This is a genomic window from Bradyrhizobium campsiandrae, from assembly GCF_014529705.1.
In the GTDB taxonomy this organism is placed as follows: domain Bacteria; phylum Pseudomonadota; class Alphaproteobacteria; order Rhizobiales; family Xanthobacteraceae; genus Bradyrhizobium; species Bradyrhizobium campsiandrae.
On sequence record NZ_JAANIH010000024.1, the window covers coordinates 1 to 15,146 of the forward strand.

At 65.2% G+C, this 15,146-nt stretch carries 13 protein-coding genes and 2 pseudogenes; 9 read left to right on the top strand and 6 right to left on the bottom strand.

Annotation, left to right across the window (positions count from 1 at the left end):
• Positions 1 to 485: pseudogene (locus G8O24_RS19025) on the bottom strand (DUF2336 domain-containing protein); the annotation flags it as partial.
• Between G8O24_RS19025 and G8O24_RS19030 the strand changes: the two are divergent.
• Positions 481 to 747, top strand: a pseudogene (locus G8O24_RS19030) (DUF2336 domain-containing protein); the annotation flags it as partial. The pseudogenes G8O24_RS19025 and G8O24_RS19030 overlap by 5 nt on opposite strands.
• On the opposite strand, the gene G8O24_RS19035 reads toward G8O24_RS19030, so the two are convergent.
• Together G8O24_RS19035 and G8O24_RS19040 are read right to left on the bottom strand one after the other, a co-directional pair.
• Positions 744 to 1,382 carry an NrsF family protein gene (locus G8O24_RS19035; protein WP_188101912.1) on the bottom strand — a complete coding sequence of 213 codons (639 nt, stop codon included), beginning with the start codon at positions 1,380 to 1,382 and terminating at the stop codon, positions 744 to 746. The pseudogene G8O24_RS19030 and the gene G8O24_RS19035 overlap by 4 nt on opposite strands.
• Complete coding sequence (locus G8O24_RS19040; RefSeq protein WP_188101914.1) at positions 1,382 to 1,930, bottom strand: sigma-70 family RNA polymerase sigma factor; 549 nt, start codon at positions 1,928 to 1,930, stop codon at positions 1,382 to 1,384. Before G8O24_RS19040 ends, G8O24_RS19035 begins: the two co-directional genes overlap by 1 nt.
• 290 nt (positions 1,931 to 2,220) lie before the next feature.
• On the opposite strand from G8O24_RS19040, the gene G8O24_RS19045 reads away from it, so the two are divergent.
• The 6 genes from G8O24_RS19045 (at position 2,221) to G8O24_RS19070 (ending at position 7,850) form a co-directional block, all read left to right on the top strand.
• The gene (locus tag G8O24_RS19045) at positions 2,221 to 2,907 is read left to right on the top strand and encodes a hypothetical protein (protein WP_188101916.1); all 687 of its coding nucleotides are present in this window, start codon (positions 2,221 to 2,223) and stop codon (positions 2,905 to 2,907) included.
• A gap of 120 nt (positions 2,908 to 3,027) precedes the next feature.
• Positions 3,028 to 3,807 (top strand): enoyl-CoA hydratase, encoded by a 780-nt coding sequence (locus G8O24_RS19050; RefSeq protein WP_188101918.1) that lies wholly within the window; start codon positions 3,028 to 3,030, stop codon positions 3,805 to 3,807.
• A gap of 188 nt (positions 3,808 to 3,995) precedes the next feature.
• On the top strand, positions 3,996 to 5,426 hold the full coding sequence (locus G8O24_RS19055; RefSeq protein WP_188101920.1) for a TolC family outer membrane protein: 1,431 nt from the start codon (positions 3,996 to 3,998) through the stop codon (positions 5,424 to 5,426).
• A gap of 25 nt (positions 5,427 to 5,451) precedes the next feature.
• Complete coding sequence (locus G8O24_RS19060) at positions 5,452 to 6,006, top strand: P-loop NTPase family protein (RefSeq protein WP_188101922.1); 555 nt, start codon at positions 5,452 to 5,454, stop codon at positions 6,004 to 6,006.
• Positions 6,007 to 6,056: 50 nt separating this feature from the next.
• Entirely contained in the window at positions 6,057 to 7,019 is a 963-nt protein-coding gene (locus G8O24_RS19065) for an amidohydrolase family protein (RefSeq protein WP_188101924.1), read from the top strand.
• A gap of 201 nt (positions 7,020 to 7,220) precedes the next feature.
• Positions 7,221 to 7,850, top strand: a complete 630-nt coding sequence (locus G8O24_RS19070) for a LysE family translocator (RefSeq protein ID WP_188101925.1) — start codon at positions 7,221 to 7,223, stop codon at positions 7,848 to 7,850.
• Positions 7,851 to 7,910: 60 nt separating this feature from the next.
• Here the strand turns inward: G8O24_RS19070 and G8O24_RS19075 are convergent, their stop codons facing one another.
• The 3 genes from G8O24_RS19075 to G8O24_RS19085 all read right to left on the bottom strand — a co-directional run bounded on the left by G8O24_RS19075 (position 7,911) and on the right by G8O24_RS19085 (position 13,848).
• Positions 7,911 to 11,027 carry an efflux RND transporter permease subunit gene (locus G8O24_RS19075; RefSeq protein WP_188101927.1) on the bottom strand — a complete coding sequence of 1,039 codons (3,117 nt, stop codon included), beginning with the start codon at positions 11,025 to 11,027 and terminating at the stop codon, positions 7,911 to 7,913.
• 30 nt (positions 11,028 to 11,057) lie between these two features.
• Positions 11,058 to 12,302: an efflux RND transporter periplasmic adaptor subunit gene (locus tag G8O24_RS19080; protein ID WP_188101929.1), complete on the bottom strand. Its 1,245-nt coding sequence runs from the start codon at positions 12,300 to 12,302 to the stop codon at positions 11,058 to 11,060.
• Positions 12,303 to 12,447: 145 nt separating this feature from the next.
• Complete coding sequence (locus G8O24_RS19085) at positions 12,448 to 13,848, bottom strand: CoA transferase (protein ID WP_188101931.1); 1,401 nt, start codon at positions 13,846 to 13,848, stop codon at positions 12,448 to 12,450.
• Between the two features lie 57 nt (positions 13,849 to 13,905).
• Between G8O24_RS19085 and G8O24_RS19090 the strand changes: the two genes are divergently transcribed.
• Both G8O24_RS19090 and G8O24_RS19095 read left to right on the top strand, forming a co-directional pair.
• Complete coding sequence (locus G8O24_RS19090) at positions 13,906 to 14,193, top strand: hypothetical protein (RefSeq protein ID WP_188102089.1); 288 nt, start codon at positions 13,906 to 13,908, stop codon at positions 14,191 to 14,193.
• Positions 14,194 to 14,286: 93 nt separating this feature from the next.
• Complete coding sequence (locus G8O24_RS19095; RefSeq protein ID WP_188101932.1) at positions 14,287 to 15,057, top strand: SDR family NAD(P)-dependent oxidoreductase; 771 nt, start codon at positions 14,287 to 14,289, stop codon at positions 15,055 to 15,057.
• Positions 15,058 to 15,146 lie beyond the last annotated feature (89 nt).

Here is a 15,146-nt window from a genome sequence, read left to right on the forward strand (position 1 = left end):
ATGGCGCGCACGCTCGACCATTGCATGCCGGCGACCTTGGCGAGGATCATCACGCCCTCGGTGCGGCTCTCGATCATCATGTTTTCGGCGGTCTCGACCGCGACGCCGGCAAGCGCCGCGAGCCCGGCATTCGTCTCGTCGAACTTGCCCTGCTCGGCGAAGGTCGCGACCTGGAATTCGTTGAGGCGGCCGTCATCGTGGAGCGACTTCACCAGCGCACGTGCCATCTCGGTCTGCCGGGTCAGCGCCGCGGCACGAACCCGCTGCGCCGCTTCCTGGACGACGCTCGATACTTCGGCTGCGAGTTCGGGGTGGGCGGCCTCCAGCTTCTTGCGCACGCTCAGCGAGGCCTTGGCGACCAGCTTCAGATAATGATGCCGTGGCAGGTCGGGCCGCAGGCCGATGCAGGTGGCAAGGTCGTCGTCGCGTTCGGCGCGGGTGACGAGGTCTGCGAGAGTGTCCTCGGAGAGCCGCGCGCCCGGGCTCGCGGCGCTTGCCGGCGTCGCGGTCGAGACCGCCGAAAACATGATGATCGAGAGCCGCACCGAGGGCGTGATGATCCTCGCCAAGGTCGCCGGCATGCAATGGTCGAGCGTGCGCGCCATCATTGCCATGCGCGAAAAGCTCTCGGGCGGATCGCAGACCGACATGCTGACGCTGCGCGATACCTATGAGGCCCTGCGCAGCTCCACCGCGCAGCAGGTGATGCGCTTCCACCGCATGCAGAGCACGACGTCGGCGGCCTAATACCTCAACACCCTCGATCCCACCGCCGCGCCGATCGCGGTCACGATCGCGGTTGCGATCGTGTACCAGGTCGCGACGAACAGCGGCGAGTCGTCGGTGCAGTGCGAGGCGTAGAGCGTGGCGGCGAGCCCGGCCGACAGCAGGCCGGCGAGCGCGCCCGCAAGGGCCGGCCGCGACGGCGCGCCATGGCGCAGGCCGAACAATGCACCCGCGAGCAGCGGCAGCGACATCGCGGGGATCGCCGACAAGCACGCCCGCGAGTTCTTGCCGACGAGGCGCATCGTCATCGGCATGGCCGGCGCCATCATCGCCTCGCTGCCGATCGCCACCGCAAGCAATCCGACGGGAAGCAGCAACAGCCAGCCCCAGCCGCGCATCAGAGCCTCGGGCCGCGACAGATGCAGGCTGACGATGATCGCGGGAATCGCGAGCGAGAGCGTGACCGCGAACTTCATGTCGAAGAAGGGGTTGTGCATGGCCGTCATCACGTCCGGACGTACGCCCAGAAAGGTCGCGAAAATCAGGATCGACAACGGCGCGGCGACCAGAAGTCCCATGGTCAGCAGCGCGCCGACGCGCGGAGCGCGATGGGCGTTGTCGGCCGCGAGCGTGCGAATGAGTTGATCGGTATCCATCACGTGTGGTCCCGCAGTTTGGCGGTCAGGGCTGCAAGCCCTCGATGCAGCGCGACCCGCACCGCACCTTCGCTCATCGAAAATTTCGTCGCCGTATCCTTGATCGAGGCGCTGTCGACCGCGATCGACTGCAACACGTCGCGCTGGCGCTGCGGCAAGGTGTTGAGCTGCGCCGAGATCTCACCGGCCGAGGCCGCCTCCTGCGGCGTCTCACCGGGCAGCGTTTCGGCGAAATCGTCGATGTTGACGAACACGCGCCGGCCGCGACGCCTGAGCGCATCGATCAGCTTGTTGCGCGCGATCGCGAACAGCCAGGGAGCGAAAGGCGCTTCGCTGTCCCAGGTGTGTCGCTTCAGGTGCACCGCTAGCAAAATGTCCTGCACGATATCCTCGGCCTGGTCGGGAGGCTGCCCGGCACGAGCCAGGCCGCGCCTTGCGGCAGCGCGCAATACCGGCGTGACCGCCTTCAACAGACGATGATACGCCGCATCATCGCCTGCCATGGCCGACCGCATCAGGCCGGTCCACTCGTCCTCACGTCCGCGCACGCGCGCCCCTCACCATTGCAATTCGGCCGCTCTTTCAATTTGTTACGCCGGCACCAAGACTTCACGAAGTCGTGATCACCTCCGAACCGTGGTCTGAAGCAGCCGCATGATCCCGCCAGCGCTCTTAACACCGATCGGTCGCTGTCGCACCCCGGCCGACCGATGCGCCCGGCCCGTCTGCCCCGGTTTTGCCCGGTGTGGCCCGAAGATTCCCATTTTTTGCCCCGCTGTCGTCATGCGCCAGGGTCTCTGTTCGCTCCCGGGACGGGCGAATTGGGGAGATCGTCAACATGATGAAAGCCAGCGGGCGCGCGGCATTGGTCGCTTTGGCCGGACTATTGCTGCTGTTTGGAGCGACGGCGCAGGCCGCACCGAGCTCTGCCGCAACCACGAGCGCAAGCAAACAGGCCGATACGGGCAAGCAGGGGCGCCGCGCGTCTCGCCACCATTCCGGCAGCAAAACGGCGCAGAAGTCCGACGACAAGTCAGACAAGGCCGATGCAACGCCGCAGGCCGACGAAACCAAGGCCGACGCAAGCAAGGCCGACGCAAGCAAGGCCGGCAAAGCGGCCAGCGCCGACGCCCCGGCCTCGAGCCAGATGCCGCCGGAAGTCGCCAACGCCAATGCGCAGCTCGCTGCCGCCGACACGCCGCCCGCCGCCGCGGCCTCCGCGATGACGGGCCGCGCCAACGACAACGTTCAGGCCGCAGCCGACAACAATGCTGCTCCCAATGCCGAGAACCAGGTGGTCCCGCCCGACCAGCTCAACGACCTCGATCGGGCGCTGCAGCAGGACAACCCATCGGCGCAGAAATCCGTCATCGCGACCGCCGATGCACAGCCGCGCCCGGCGCCGGTGATCGCGAGCAGCCAGCCGAGCTCGGCCTGGGACCAGAGCTCCCTGATCGGCAAGATCTTCATCGGCGTAGGCACGCTGCTGACACTGGCCTCGGCGGCACGGATGTTCATGGCCTGATTTCCGGCCAAACTGGCCCGTCCCGGGGCGCACGGAACGTGCGTCCCGGCGGCTTCTGGCCCCTTGAAGCCCACCCCGCCAGCGGGCACATTGCCCGCCCAATCAAAGCGTGGGTGGAGCATGAGCACGTTCGAACACATCATCGTCGAAAGCAAAGGTGCGGTCGGCATCATCAAGCTCAACCGGCCGAAGATGCTCAACGCGCTCTCCTTCGGCGTCTTCCGCGAGATTGCCGCGGCCGTCGACGATCTCGAAGCCGATGACGCCATCGGCTGTATCGTCGTGACCGGCAGCGAGAAGGCCTTTGCCGCCGGCGCCGACATCAAGGAGATGCAGCCGAAGGGCTTCATCGACATGTTCTCCGAAGACTTTGCCGCCATCGGCGGCGATCGCATCGCGCGCTGCCGCAAGCCGACCATTGCCGCGGTCGCCGGCTACGCGCTCGGCGGCGGCTGCGAGCTCGCCATGATGTGCGACTTCATCATCGCCGCCGACACGGCCAAGTTCGGCCAGCCCGAGATCACGCTCGGCACCATCCCCGGCATCGGGGGCACCCAGCGCCTGACGCGCGCGATCGGCAAGTCCAAGGCGATGGATCTCTGCCTCACCGGCCGCATGATGGATGCGGCGGAAGCTGAACGCTCGGGCCTCGTCAGCCGTATCGTACCGGCCGACAAGCTGATGGAGGAGACCTTGGCCGCCGCCGAGAAGATCGCCACGATGTCGCGCCCGGCGGTGGCAATGGCCAAGGAAGCGGTCAACCGCGCCTTCGAGACCACGCTGGCCGAAGGCATGAGCGTTGAACGCAATTTGTTCCACGCGACCTTCGCGCTCGAAGACCGCTCCGAGGGCATGGCCGCGTTCATCGAGAAGCGCAAGCCGGTGAACAAGAACCGGTAAAAGCGGCGAACGGTAAGGCTGGTGTAAGACTATGCCCCTTGCCGCAAAACCCCTGTGACGCACCTGCAACAAGCACGGATTTCATGGGGGTTTTCCCCGCGGCAGTTTGCCTGCGCGACCGGCGCTGGGTAAACAGTTAAGAGAGCCGCCGTCGGCGGGGGCGGACAGCCGGGGTTTTGCGGGATTACATGATTGGGCGTGCCGCCAGAGCTGGTCGCGTGATGACGCGGCGTCGATCGGGCGTGGGTCCTGTCCTGGCGACATGGACCGCGCTTGCGCTCGGTTGCGCCCTGCCCGCCGCAGCCTACGCGGAAGCCCTGCCGGAGGCACTGGTCAAGGCCTACCAGACCAATCCGCAGCTCAATGCCGAGCGCGCGCGCCAGCGCGCCACCGACGAGAACGTGCCGCAGGCGCTGGCCGGCTACCGGCCGCAGATCGTGGCGAGCCTCAGCGCCGGCTTGCAAGCGGTGCGCGACTTGCTGCCCAACAACACCATTCAGACCGCGACGCTGAAGCCCTGGACCATCGGGGTCACGGTGTCGCAGACCCTGTTCAACGGCTTCCGTACCGCCAACAGCGTGCGGGTGGCGGAACTTCAGGTCCAGTCCGGCCGCGAGGCGCTGCGCAATGTCGGCCAAGGCGTGCTGCTTGACGCGGTCACCGCCTACACCAACGTGCTGGCCAACCAATCCCTGGTCGAGGCCCAGCGCTCCAACGTCGCCTTCCTGCGCGAGACGCTCTCCATCACCCAGCGCCGCCTCAACGCCGGCGACGTCACCCCGACCGACGCGGCCCAGGCCGAGGCGCGGCTCAACCGCGGCCTTGCCGATCTCAACGCGGCAGAGGTCGCGCTCGCGGTGAGCCAGGCGACCTATGCCCAGGTGATCGGCAACGCGCCCTCCGCGCTTCGTCCCGCCGAAGTGGTCGATCGCTATCTGCCGAAGAGCCGCGAGGATTCGATCGCGATGGCGATCCGCGAGCACCCTGCGGTGATGGCCGCGAGCTTCGACGTCGATGTCGCCTCGACCAATATTCGCGTCGCCGAAGGCGCGCTGCTGCCGAGCGCCAGCCTCCAGGGCAGCGTCAGCAAGAGCCGCGACAGCGACCAGACCCTCGGCACCTTCGCCACCGACCAGGCCTCGATCGTCGCCAACGTCACCGCGCCGATCTATGACGGCGGACAGGCCGCCTCGCAGACGCGGCAGGCCAAGGAAGTCACGGCGCAGAGCCGGCTCGTGCTCGATCAGGTGCGCAATCAGGCGCGTACGGCAGTCGTCAGTGCCTGGGTCACCAACGAGGGCGCCAAGATCGCTGTCTCGGCCTCGGAGTCCGAAGTGAAGGCCGCAACCGTTGCGCTCCAGGGCGTGCAGCGCGAGGCCGCCGGCGGACAGCGCACGACGGTCGACGTGCTGAACTCGCAGGCCGATCTGATCCAGGCGCGAGCCCGCCTGATCGGCGCGCTGCGCGACCGCGTCATCGCCTCCTACACGCTGCTCAGCGCCGTCGGCCATCTCGACGTCAAGACGTTGAGCCTGAACACCCCGGACTATCTGCCCGAGGTGCACTACCAGCAGGTCCGCGACGCCTGGCACGGCCTGCGCACGCCGTCGGGGCAGTAATCCAACAATCTTCCGGTCGACACCGATGAAGACCCGCCGCATCCACCTGATGGGAGCTTCCGGCTCCGGCGTGACGACGCTCGGCCGCGCGCTGGCAGCGCGGCTGGCGCTGCCGCATCACGACACCGACGATTATTTCTGGCTGCCGACGGCGCCGCCCTACCGGACGACGCGCCCTGCCGCGGATCGTTTGCGCCTGATGCGCGAGATGTTTTTGCCGCGTCTCGATTGGGTGCTGAGCGGAACCGTCACCGGCTGGGGCGACGGGCTCATCCCGCTATTCGATCTCGTCGTCTATGTAGCCACGCCGCGCGAGTTGCGCATGCAGCGTCTGCGTGCCCGCGAAGCCGCCCATTTCGGCGCCGATGCCGTTGCTCAGGGCGGCTGGCGTCATGACGAGACGGAGTCATTCGTCGAATGGGCTTCACATTACGAAGCCGGCGACCGCGACGGTCGCAGTCTCGCAAAGGATGAGGCATGGCTCGCGGGCCTGCCCTGCCCGCTCGTCCGCGTCGACGGCTCGCGTCCCGTTGCCGATCTTGTCGAGCTGCTATGCAGCGAAGTCCAGCGATTGCCCTGATGATGTGATATTGTCTCGTCAACGATAGATGGGCAACAGGGAGCGAAGCCATGCCTAGCCGACGCAGTGTCCTGCTCGCCTCACTCGCCGCCGGAGTAGCCATGACCACCAGAGCCCACGCCCGCGCGTCGCAACCTGCAACGCCGGTCAATTTTGATGTTCCGCCGCATGCCTGCGACTGTCACACCCACATCCATGGCGATGTCGCGAAATTTCCGTTCTTCCCGGGCCGCGTCTACACGCCCGAGCCGGCTTCGCCGGAAGAGATGGCCGCGCTGCACAAGGCGCTGCATATCGAACGCGTGGTGATCGTCACCCCGAGCGTCTACGGCACCGACAATTCCTCGACCTTGTTCGGCATGAAGGCGCGCGGCGCCAATGCGCGCGGAGTCGCCGTGATCGACGACAAGACGACGGAAGCCGAGCTCGATGCAATGCAGCAGGAGGGTTTTCGCGGCATCCGCATCAACCTTGCGACCGGCGGCATCAGCGACCCCAATGTCGGCCGCGCCCGTTTCACGGCTGCCGTCGACCGCATGAAGGCGCGCGGCTGGCACGTGCAGCTCTACACCACGCTGTCGATGATCTCGGCGATCAAGGATCTCGTGCTGGCCTCGCCGGTTCCCGCCGTGTTCGACCATTTCGGCGGCCTCGAGGCCTCGCTCGGACTCGAGCAGTCCGGATTTGCGGATCTCGTCGCACTCGTCAATTCCGGCAAGGCCTATGTGAAGATCTCGGGCGCCTATCGCTCCTCGAAGCTCGCGCCTGATTATCAGGACATGGTGCCTTATGCCCGCGCGCTGATCGCCGCGAACGCCGACCGCATCGTCTGGGGCACCGACTGGCCGCATCCGGATTCCAGTCACGTCGAGGGGCGGAAAGCCACCGACATCGCACCGTTCTACGCAATCGACGACGGCCGCCTGCTCAACCAGCTCCCGGTGTGGGCGCCGGAGGCCGATGTGCGCAAGAAGATCCTGGTCGACAATCCCGCACGACTCTACGGGTTCTGAGTCGCGACAAACCCGATCAGGTTCAAACAAAATGCGATGCGGTTCCACGTTCAACAACGGAACCGTCGTTGCGCGAGCGCAGCGATCCTGACTCACACGATCGTGTTTGCGCGCTGGTTTGTTTTTCACCCTTCCGGTTGAGGCGACGGCTCGAAATCGCAGCTACGTACCCGCACAGATTTCATTTGTTCGTGCGGATGCATGTCCCTGTCGCATTATCTTGCCGCGCTGATTTCCGGCATTGGAATTGGTTTCACCGTTGCGGCTCCGATCGGCCCCATGGGCATGCTGTGCATTCAGCGCACCTTGGCATCCGGGATGGCCACAGGCCTTGCCACCGGATTCGGCGCAGCGACCGTGCACCTGACCTACAGCGCCTTGGCGGTTTTGGGGCTCGGCGCGCTGGCGCAGCCCTGGGTCGAGGCGAATGCCGCTGGCTTCGGCATCGTCTCGGCGCTGACGCTGCTGTGGTTCGCCATTCGCACCCATCGCGGTTCCATCATGGTCCGAGACATCGGCGAGATCGACCGCGTCCATCTCGCACGCGCCTATCTCAGTGCCATCGCGCTCGGGCTGACCAATCCGCTGACGGTCATCCTTTTTCTGGCAGCGCTGCATGCGTTCTCGACGCAGGCCGCCGCCGCGCCGCTGATCGCGGGCGTCTTCGTCGGCTCTGCGGTGTGGTGGATGATGCTCAGCACGATCGTCGCGACCGCGCGATCACGGCTGACACCGCGGGTGCTGTCGCTGAGCAGCCGCTTCGCCAGCCTGATGCTGCTCGGACTCGGAACCTCGATGCTGCTGCGGATCGCGCAGCGTGCGCTGGAATAGAGCTTGATCCGGAAAAGTGCGCAGCGGTTTTCCGACAAGATCACGCGCAAATGACGCGCCTCAGCGCGCGCGGCGCGAGAAGAAGGAGATCAGCACCGGCAGCGTCACCAGGATCACGACCGGCGCCAGCATCATGCCGGTGACGACGACGACCGCGAGCGGCTTCTGCACTTGCGAGCCGATGCCTTCGGACAATGCCGCCGGCAGCAGGCCGACGCCCGCGACCACGCAGGTCATCAGTACGGGCCGGAGCTGCAGCTCGCCGGTGCGGATCACCGCACTCATCCGGTCCATGCCCTCCTCGATCAGCTGGTTGAACTGCGACAGGATGATGATGCCGTCCATCACCGCGATGCCGAACAGCGCGATGAAGCCGATCGCTGCGGAGACGCTGAAGGCGGTGCCTGATATCAGCAGGCCGAGCACGCCGCCGAAGATCGCCATCGGGATCACGCTCATGGCGAGCAGCGTATCGACCATCGAGCCGAAATTGAACCAGAGCAGGATCGCGATCAGCGCCAGCGAGATCGGCACCACGATCGACAGCCGCCGGATCGCGTCCTGAAGATTGCCGAACTCACCGACCCATTCCATGTGCGAGCCGGGCGGCAGCTGGACCTGGTCGGCGATCTTCTGTTGCGCCTCGCGGATGGCGCTGCCGAGATCGCGCTCGCGCACCGAGAACTTGATCGGCAGATAGCGTTCCTGCTGCTCGCGATAGATGTAGGCGGCGCCGGAGACGAGGCTGATGGTGGCGACTTCGCTCAAGGGAATCTGGGTGACCGAGCCGTTCGACCCGGGTGCTCCGATCCTGATGTTCTGGATCGCCTCGGCGCTACGGCGATATTCCGGCGCAAGACGAACGATGATCGGGAAGTGGCGGTCGCTTCCGGGCTCATAGAGATCGCCCGCGGTGTCACCGCCGATCGCGACCTTGATGGTGGCATTGATGTCGCCGGGGGCGAGCCCGTAGCGGGCGGCCTTGGCGCGGTCGATGTCGATCTGCACGGTTGGCTGCCCGAGCGAGGTGAAGACCGCAAGATCGGTGACGCCCTGCACCGTCGACAGCACCTGTTTGATCTTGTTGGCGGTGTCGGTCAGCGCCTGGAGATCGTTGCCGAACAGCTTGATCGAGTTCTCGCCCTTCACGCCGGAAACGGCTTCGGAGACGTTGTCCTGCAGATATTGCGAGAAGTTGAACTCGACGCCGGGGAAGCGGTCGTCGAGCTGCTTGAGCAATTGCGCAGTCAGCTCTTCCTTATCGTGCGTGCCGGGCCACTGGCTGGCGGGTTTCAGCGGCGCGAAGAACTCGGCATTGAAGAAGCCGGCAGCGTCGGTCCCGTCGTCGGGACGGCCGTGCTGCGACACCACGGATTCGACCTCGGGCCGGGCGCGGATCACCTTGCGCATCTCATTGACGTAGGAGTTGCCCTCCTGGAGCGAGATGGTCGGCGGCAGCGTGGCGCGGATCCAGAGATTGCCTTCTTCCAGCTTGGGCAGGAATTCGAGGCCGAGCAGCCGGCCGAACACCAAGGTCATCACCACGAGGCCGACCGCACCGCCGAGCACGATGTTGCGGTTGGCGACGGCCCAGTTCAGCAGCGGCATGTAGAGCCGGTGCAGAATCAGCATCACGCGGGTCTCGGTCTCCTCGACATGCGCGGGCAGGATGATCGCGGACAGCGCGGGCGTGACGGTGAAGGTCGCGAGCAGACCGCCGGCGAGCGCGTAGGCATAGGTGCGCGCCATCGGCCCGAAAATGTTGCCCTCGACGCCTGACAGCGTGAACAGCGGCAGGAAGGCCGCGATGATGATCGCGGCGGCAAAGAAGATCGAGCGCGAGACGTCGGCCGCGGCGCTGAGGATGGCGTGGCTCTTGATGCCGAACAGCGTCTCCGCCGACATCTGCTCCGATTCCGTCATCGGCGTCGTCTGCGTCAGGCGGCGGAAGATCGCCTCCACCATGATGACGGTCGCATCCACGATCAGGCCGAAATCGATCGCGCCGACCGAGAGCAGGTTCGCCGATTCCCCGCGCAGCACCAGGATGATCACGGCGAAGAACAGCGCGAACGGGATGGTGGCGCCGACGATCAGCGCGCTGCGGAGATCGCCGAGGAAGATCCACTGCAACAGCACGATCAAGAGGATGCCCACCACCATGTTGTGCAGCACGGTATGGGTGGTGAGGTCGATCAGGTCCTTGCGGTCGTAGATGCGCTCGATGCGCACACCCGGCGGCAGAATGGTCGAATTGTTGATCTGGGCGACCAATTGCTCGACGCGATTGATGGTCGGCGTGCTCTGCTCGCCGCGGCGCATCAGCACGATGCCCTGCACGATGTCGTCGGCATCGTCGAGGCCAGCGATGCCGAGGCGCGGCTTCTGGCCGACGGTGACGGTGGCGACGTCCTTCACCAGCACCGGATTGCCGTTGGTCTGGGCGACCATGGTGTTGGCGAGATCGTCGATCGACTTGATCAAACCGACGCCGCGCACCACGGCCGATTGCTGGCCGATATTGACGGTGTTGCCGCCGACATTGACGTTGGAATTGCTGACGGCCTGGAGCAGCTGCGGCAGCGTCAGGCCGTTGGCGACCAGCTTGTTGTTGTCGACCTCCAGCTCATAGGTCTTGCTCTTGCCGCCCCATCCGGTGACGTCGATCACGCCGGGCACGGAGCGAAAGCGGCGCTGCAGGATCCAGTCCTGGATGGTCTTGAGGTCAAGCACGCTGTAGTTCGGCGGGCCGACCAGGCGATAGCGGAAGATTTCGCCGATCGGGCTCAGCGGCGAGATCTGCGGCTGCACGTTGCCCGGCAGCGGCGCGAGTTGCGCCAGGCGGTTCAAGACCTGCTGCAACGCCTCGTCATAGGTGTAAGCGAAGGAGAACTGGAGTTTGACGTCGGAGAGGCCGTAGAGCGAGATGGTGCGGATGGTCGTCAGATTCTTCAGGCCCGCGACCTGGGTCTCGATCGGGATCGTGATGTAGCGCTCGATCTCTTCCGCCGACAGGCCGGGGCTCTGCGTGACGATGTCGACCATCGGCGGGGTCGGATCGGGATAGGCCTCGATGTTGAGCTGGTTGAATGCGATCAGGCCGCCGATAAACACGGCGACGAACATGCCGACCATCAGGAAGCGCCGGTTGACGGCAAGGGCGACGAGACGGTCCATCAGGTTTTTCGCAGTTTCTTAGGTCGTCGATCAGCTACCGGACGCCGCACGGTCGATGAACAGGCTGCCTTTGACGACGATCTGTTCGTCGGGCTTCAGGTTGCTGGTCACCTCGACGAGGTTGCCATTGATGAGGCCGATCTTGATCTGGCGCAGCTCGACCGATTTGTCCTCGCGCGCGACCCAGATGCGGACCTGGTCGCCTTCGTAGATCAATGCCTGCTTCGGCACCGCGGGCGCGCCGCGGTCGCCCGCCGAATAGATCGTCACGTTGGCGAACATTTCCGGCTTGAGCAGGCCGTCCTTGTTGTCGATGGTGGCACGCACCAACAGGCGGCGGGTGCTGGGATCGATCGCGGCGGCGACATAGTTGATCTTGGCGGTCAAGGGGCGGCCCGGCAGCGCCATCACGTTGACGCTGATGTCCTGCCCGACACTGACCTGGGCCGCATCGCTCTCGCGCACGAAGGCGGTGAGCCAGACCGTGGATAGATCGCCGATCACGAACACCGGATCGCTGGCGCCGGCGCTGACATACTGCCCGGGGCCGATCTTGCGCTGCACGACCGTGCCCGAGAGCGGCGCATAGATCGTGATTTCAGGGTTGATGGTGCCCTTGTTCTGGAACGTCTTGATGGTCTCGTCGGTGAACCCGAGAATGCGCAGCTTGTTGTTCGCAGCCTCCAGCGCCGTCACTGCGGAGCGCATGTCGTTCTGCGCCTGGACCTGGGTCGCTTCGGCCTGCTGATAATCCTTGAGCGGAATGGCGCGGCCTTCGTAGAGATCCTTGGCGCGCTTGTACTGGATGTCGGCAAGCTCCAGCGCAGACTTTGCCTTGTTCTGCGACGTCATCGCCGCGATGAAATCGTTCTGAGCCTGTACGGTGTCGGCGGCTTCGATTGTGAACAGCGGTTGACCTTGGGTCACGCTCTCGCCGGGCTTGGCGAGCAGCTTGGTCACGCGGCCCGCATAGGGCGAGAACACCGGCGTCGAGTGATCCTCGTCGACCGCGACCTTGCCTTCGGTGACGTACTCGGCGCGGAAGGTCTTGGCCTTGACCGGCTCGATCGTCAGCGTCGCCCATTCGGACGGCGTTGGCGTGAAATTCTGGGCGTTCTTGCGCGACTGGCTGGAGACTTCGGAGTGATTCTTCTCCTTGCCGCCCTTGAAGAAGAAGCCATAGGCGCCGGCCCCGGCGAGCGCCAGTAAAACTACGGATGCGATCACCCGTCGTTTTGTAAGCACCTGCAATCTCTTGGTATTTTCAGCTACCATGGGGCCCGGTCATGTCTGCGACGATCTCGGCAGACGACTGCCTCATCGGTCGCGCTAATAGTGCCGAATTGGGATTTCAAACAACCTAAAAAACGCTGGCCGTCCTTCGGTTTGCGTTAAAATTTTACGACACGTCAGCTTCACGTCAGCTTCCCGCCGGCCATTGCGGCGGATGGCTGCCGAGCGGCATCGCCGGTCGGCTCCATTGCGCCGGCGTCCTCGACAGCACGGCCGAATGGCGCACCGCCTTCAACATGCCGAAGCCAGATGACACGGTTTCCATGAACGCTGCATGTACGGCCTCGCCCGTGAGATCCGGGGTATCGAGACCGCCGTCGAGCCAGCCGAGATTCCACAGCCAGCGTCCGGTCTGCGCCAGCGACACGCGCACATGCCAGCTGCCGCCTTCGCGGGACTGGCGTGCCTTCCCCATCATCGCGCCGAACGCCATGAGATAGCCGGTGGCGTGGTCGAGCATATGTGCCGGCAATTCTTTCGGACCATCGATACCTGCGGCCTTGCCTTCGGCGTCGTTGAAGCCGGTGGTGGTCTGGATCAGTGAGTCGAACCCGCGCCGCTCGGCCCACGGGCCGGCATGGCCGTAGGCCGACAGCGTGACGTAGACGATGCCGGGATTGATCGCAGCGGCGTCCTCGGGCGAAAAGCCGAGGGCCGAGAGCGCACGCGGACGATAGCCTTGCGAGAAGATGTCGGCGTCTTTCAGCAGATCGCGCATCTGCGCCCTGCCCGACTCGGATTTGAGCTCGATAAAGCTGGTGAGCTTGCCGCGGCCGGTGTCGATGGTGAGCCAGGGAATGGCCGGCAGATCGGGCCCGGACACGAGCAGCACATCCGCGCCGTGTGCGGCGAGCGTGCGGCCGGCGACGGGACCTGCGATGACACGGGAGAGATCGAGCACGCGTAAGCCTGCAAGCGGTCGATCGCCCTTCGGCCATGGTTTTGGGGCGGCCTCGCCAATCTTTTCGATCGTGACCAGCGGCAATTCGGCAAGCGCGCGAGCCTGCGGCAGTGCGGACCATTCGTCATGAGAACGCATCAGCGCAACGACGCCGCCGGTGGCATAGGCCGCGGTTTCGAATTCCTCGCCTTTCCATTGCATCAGGGCGGCCTGCACGGGTCCACGCTCGGGCATGCAGCCGAGCACCTTGCAGACGGCGTCGCGGTGATGCGGGAAATTGGTGTGGCAGCGAACGAAGCGGTTATCGCCGGTCCTGTAGACGCCGGCGATGGCGTCCCAGGCCGGTGGCGGCGGCTTGTCGTCGAGACGCAGATAACGCTCGGAACGGCATTCGGCGACGGCATGGCGCATGTCGACAGTGACGTCCTGCGCCTCGCCGCTGCGCAGTCTCCAGATCTCGGCAGCGGCAAGACCTGCGGCCGCGATCGTCGTCTGCCCGGCGACGGCGACGCGAAATGAGGACGGGATTTGCGGCTCTTCGCCGGTCAGTTGCACCCGGTCGAGCGCGGCGGCATCGCCGCCGGCGGAAATCCAGATATCCTTGAGGATGTCGGCGGGGCTTTGCATGGCCACAGCTCTCCTTTAGTTTTTTGGGACCATGTCATGAGCGCTGAAAGGATTGCAATGGCCGCCATCGATCCCCTCACCGCAGGCGCCGTATTGGTGGCAACGGCGGCCACCGACGCGGTCTACGTGATGTTCACCTCCGCCGTGGTCGCGCGCAAACGCGTGCCGGCCGCGACCTGGAGCGCGATCTGGTATCTGCTCTCCTCTTATGCGGTGATCAGCTATACCGAAAACGCCTTCTATGTCGCGTTCGCGGCGATCGGTTCCTGGGTCGGCGCCTACGCATCGCTGACCTTCCTGCATCGCCCGCCCGGCGGCCCGCCGGTGGGAGCCGCGCCGGAGTGAGGGGCGCGACGCCTCACTCCGCGTCATTGAGGCTTTTGGGCGTCTCCTGAAGCAGCTACACTCTCTGCGATCAACAACAAGGACAACAAGCGAATGGATCTCGGTCTCAAAGGGAAAAACGCCGTCGTGCTTGGCGGCACACGCGGCATCGGGCGGGCGATTGCGGCAACGCTGGCCGGGGAAGGCAGCAATGTCGCGGTCTGCGCACGCAATGCCGAGCAGGTTGCGACGACCGTCGCCGAGTTGAAGGCGAGCGGCATCCGCGCCAGCGGAGGCACCGTCGACGTCACCGACGGCGCAGCGCTGAAGGCGTGGGTCGAGGGCGCGGCAAAGGAGCTCGGCGGCATCGACATGCTGTTTTCCAATGCCGGTGCCATGGCGCAAGGCCACGATCCCGCATCGTGGGAGCAGAATTTCCGGCTCGACGTGCTGGGCGCCGTGCATGCGTTCGACGCCGCGCGGCCGTTCCTCGAGACCAGCGGCGAGACGAGCGGCGATGCCGCCTTCGTCATCATCTCCTCGATCGCGGCGGCGCAGGCCGATCTCGCCAGCTCCTACGGTCCGATCAAGGCGGCGCTGATCCACATGGCCAAGGGACTGGCGCGGCAATACGCAAAGAAGAAGATCCGCGTCAACGTGGTCTCGCCCGGCACCGTGTATTTCAAGGGCGGGGTCTGGGAGATGATCGAGAAGAACATGCCCGAGCGTTACAATGACGCGATGAAGCGCAATCCGACGGGGCGCATGGCGACGCCGCAGGAGATCGCCAGTGCCGCGGTGTTTCTGGCGAGCCCGGTGTCGGCGTTCACGACGGGATCCAATCTCGTGGTGGATGGTGCGATCTCGAACCGGGTGAATTTTTAGGACGTGCTCTTGTTCCGTCATCCTGAGGTGTGAGGCTTGCGATGCGCAAGCATTGCAAACCGAACCTCGAAGGATGAACGGCCGAGCTG

Excerpts from the sequence above, each read along its gene's own strand:
- G8O24_RS19035 (WP_188101912.1), bottom strand. The coding sequence starts at position 1,382 with ATGGATACCGATCAACTCATTCGCACGCTCGCGGCCGACAACGCCCAT.
- G8O24_RS19045 (WP_188101916.1), top strand. The coding sequence starts at position 2,221 with ATGATGAAAGCCAGCGGGCGCGCGGCATTGGTCGCTTTGGCCGGACTA.
- G8O24_RS19050 (WP_188101918.1), top strand. The coding sequence starts at position 3,028 with ATGAGCACGTTCGAACACATCATCGTCGAAAGCAAAGGTGCGGTCGGC.
- G8O24_RS19055 (WP_188101920.1), top strand. The coding sequence starts at position 3,996 with ATGATTGGGCGTGCCGCCAGAGCTGGTCGCGTGATGACGCGGCGTCGA.
- G8O24_RS19060 (WP_188101922.1), top strand. The coding sequence starts at position 5,452 with ATGAAGACCCGCCGCATCCACCTGATGGGAGCTTCCGGCTCCGGCGTG.
- G8O24_RS19065 (WP_188101924.1), top strand. The coding sequence starts at position 6,057 with ATGCCTAGCCGACGCAGTGTCCTGCTCGCCTCACTCGCCGCCGGAGTA.
- G8O24_RS19070 (WP_188101925.1), top strand. The coding sequence starts at position 7,221 with ATGTCCCTGTCGCATTATCTTGCCGCGCTGATTTCCGGCATTGGAATT.
- G8O24_RS19075 (WP_188101927.1), bottom strand. The coding sequence starts at position 11,027 with ATGGACCGTCTCGTCGCCCTTGCCGTCAACCGGCGCTTCCTGATGGTC.
- G8O24_RS19080 (WP_188101929.1), bottom strand. The coding sequence starts at position 12,302 with ATGGTAGCTGAAAATACCAAGAGATTGCAGGTGCTTACAAAACGACGG.
- G8O24_RS19085 (WP_188101931.1), bottom strand. The coding sequence starts at position 13,848 with ATGCAAAGCCCCGCCGACATCCTCAAGGATATCTGGATTTCCGCCGGC.
- G8O24_RS19090 (WP_188102089.1), top strand. The coding sequence starts at position 13,906 with ATGGCCGCCATCGATCCCCTCACCGCAGGCGCCGTATTGGTGGCAACG.
- G8O24_RS19095 (WP_188101932.1), top strand. The coding sequence starts at position 14,287 with ATGGATCTCGGTCTCAAAGGGAAAAACGCCGTCGTGCTTGGCGGCACA.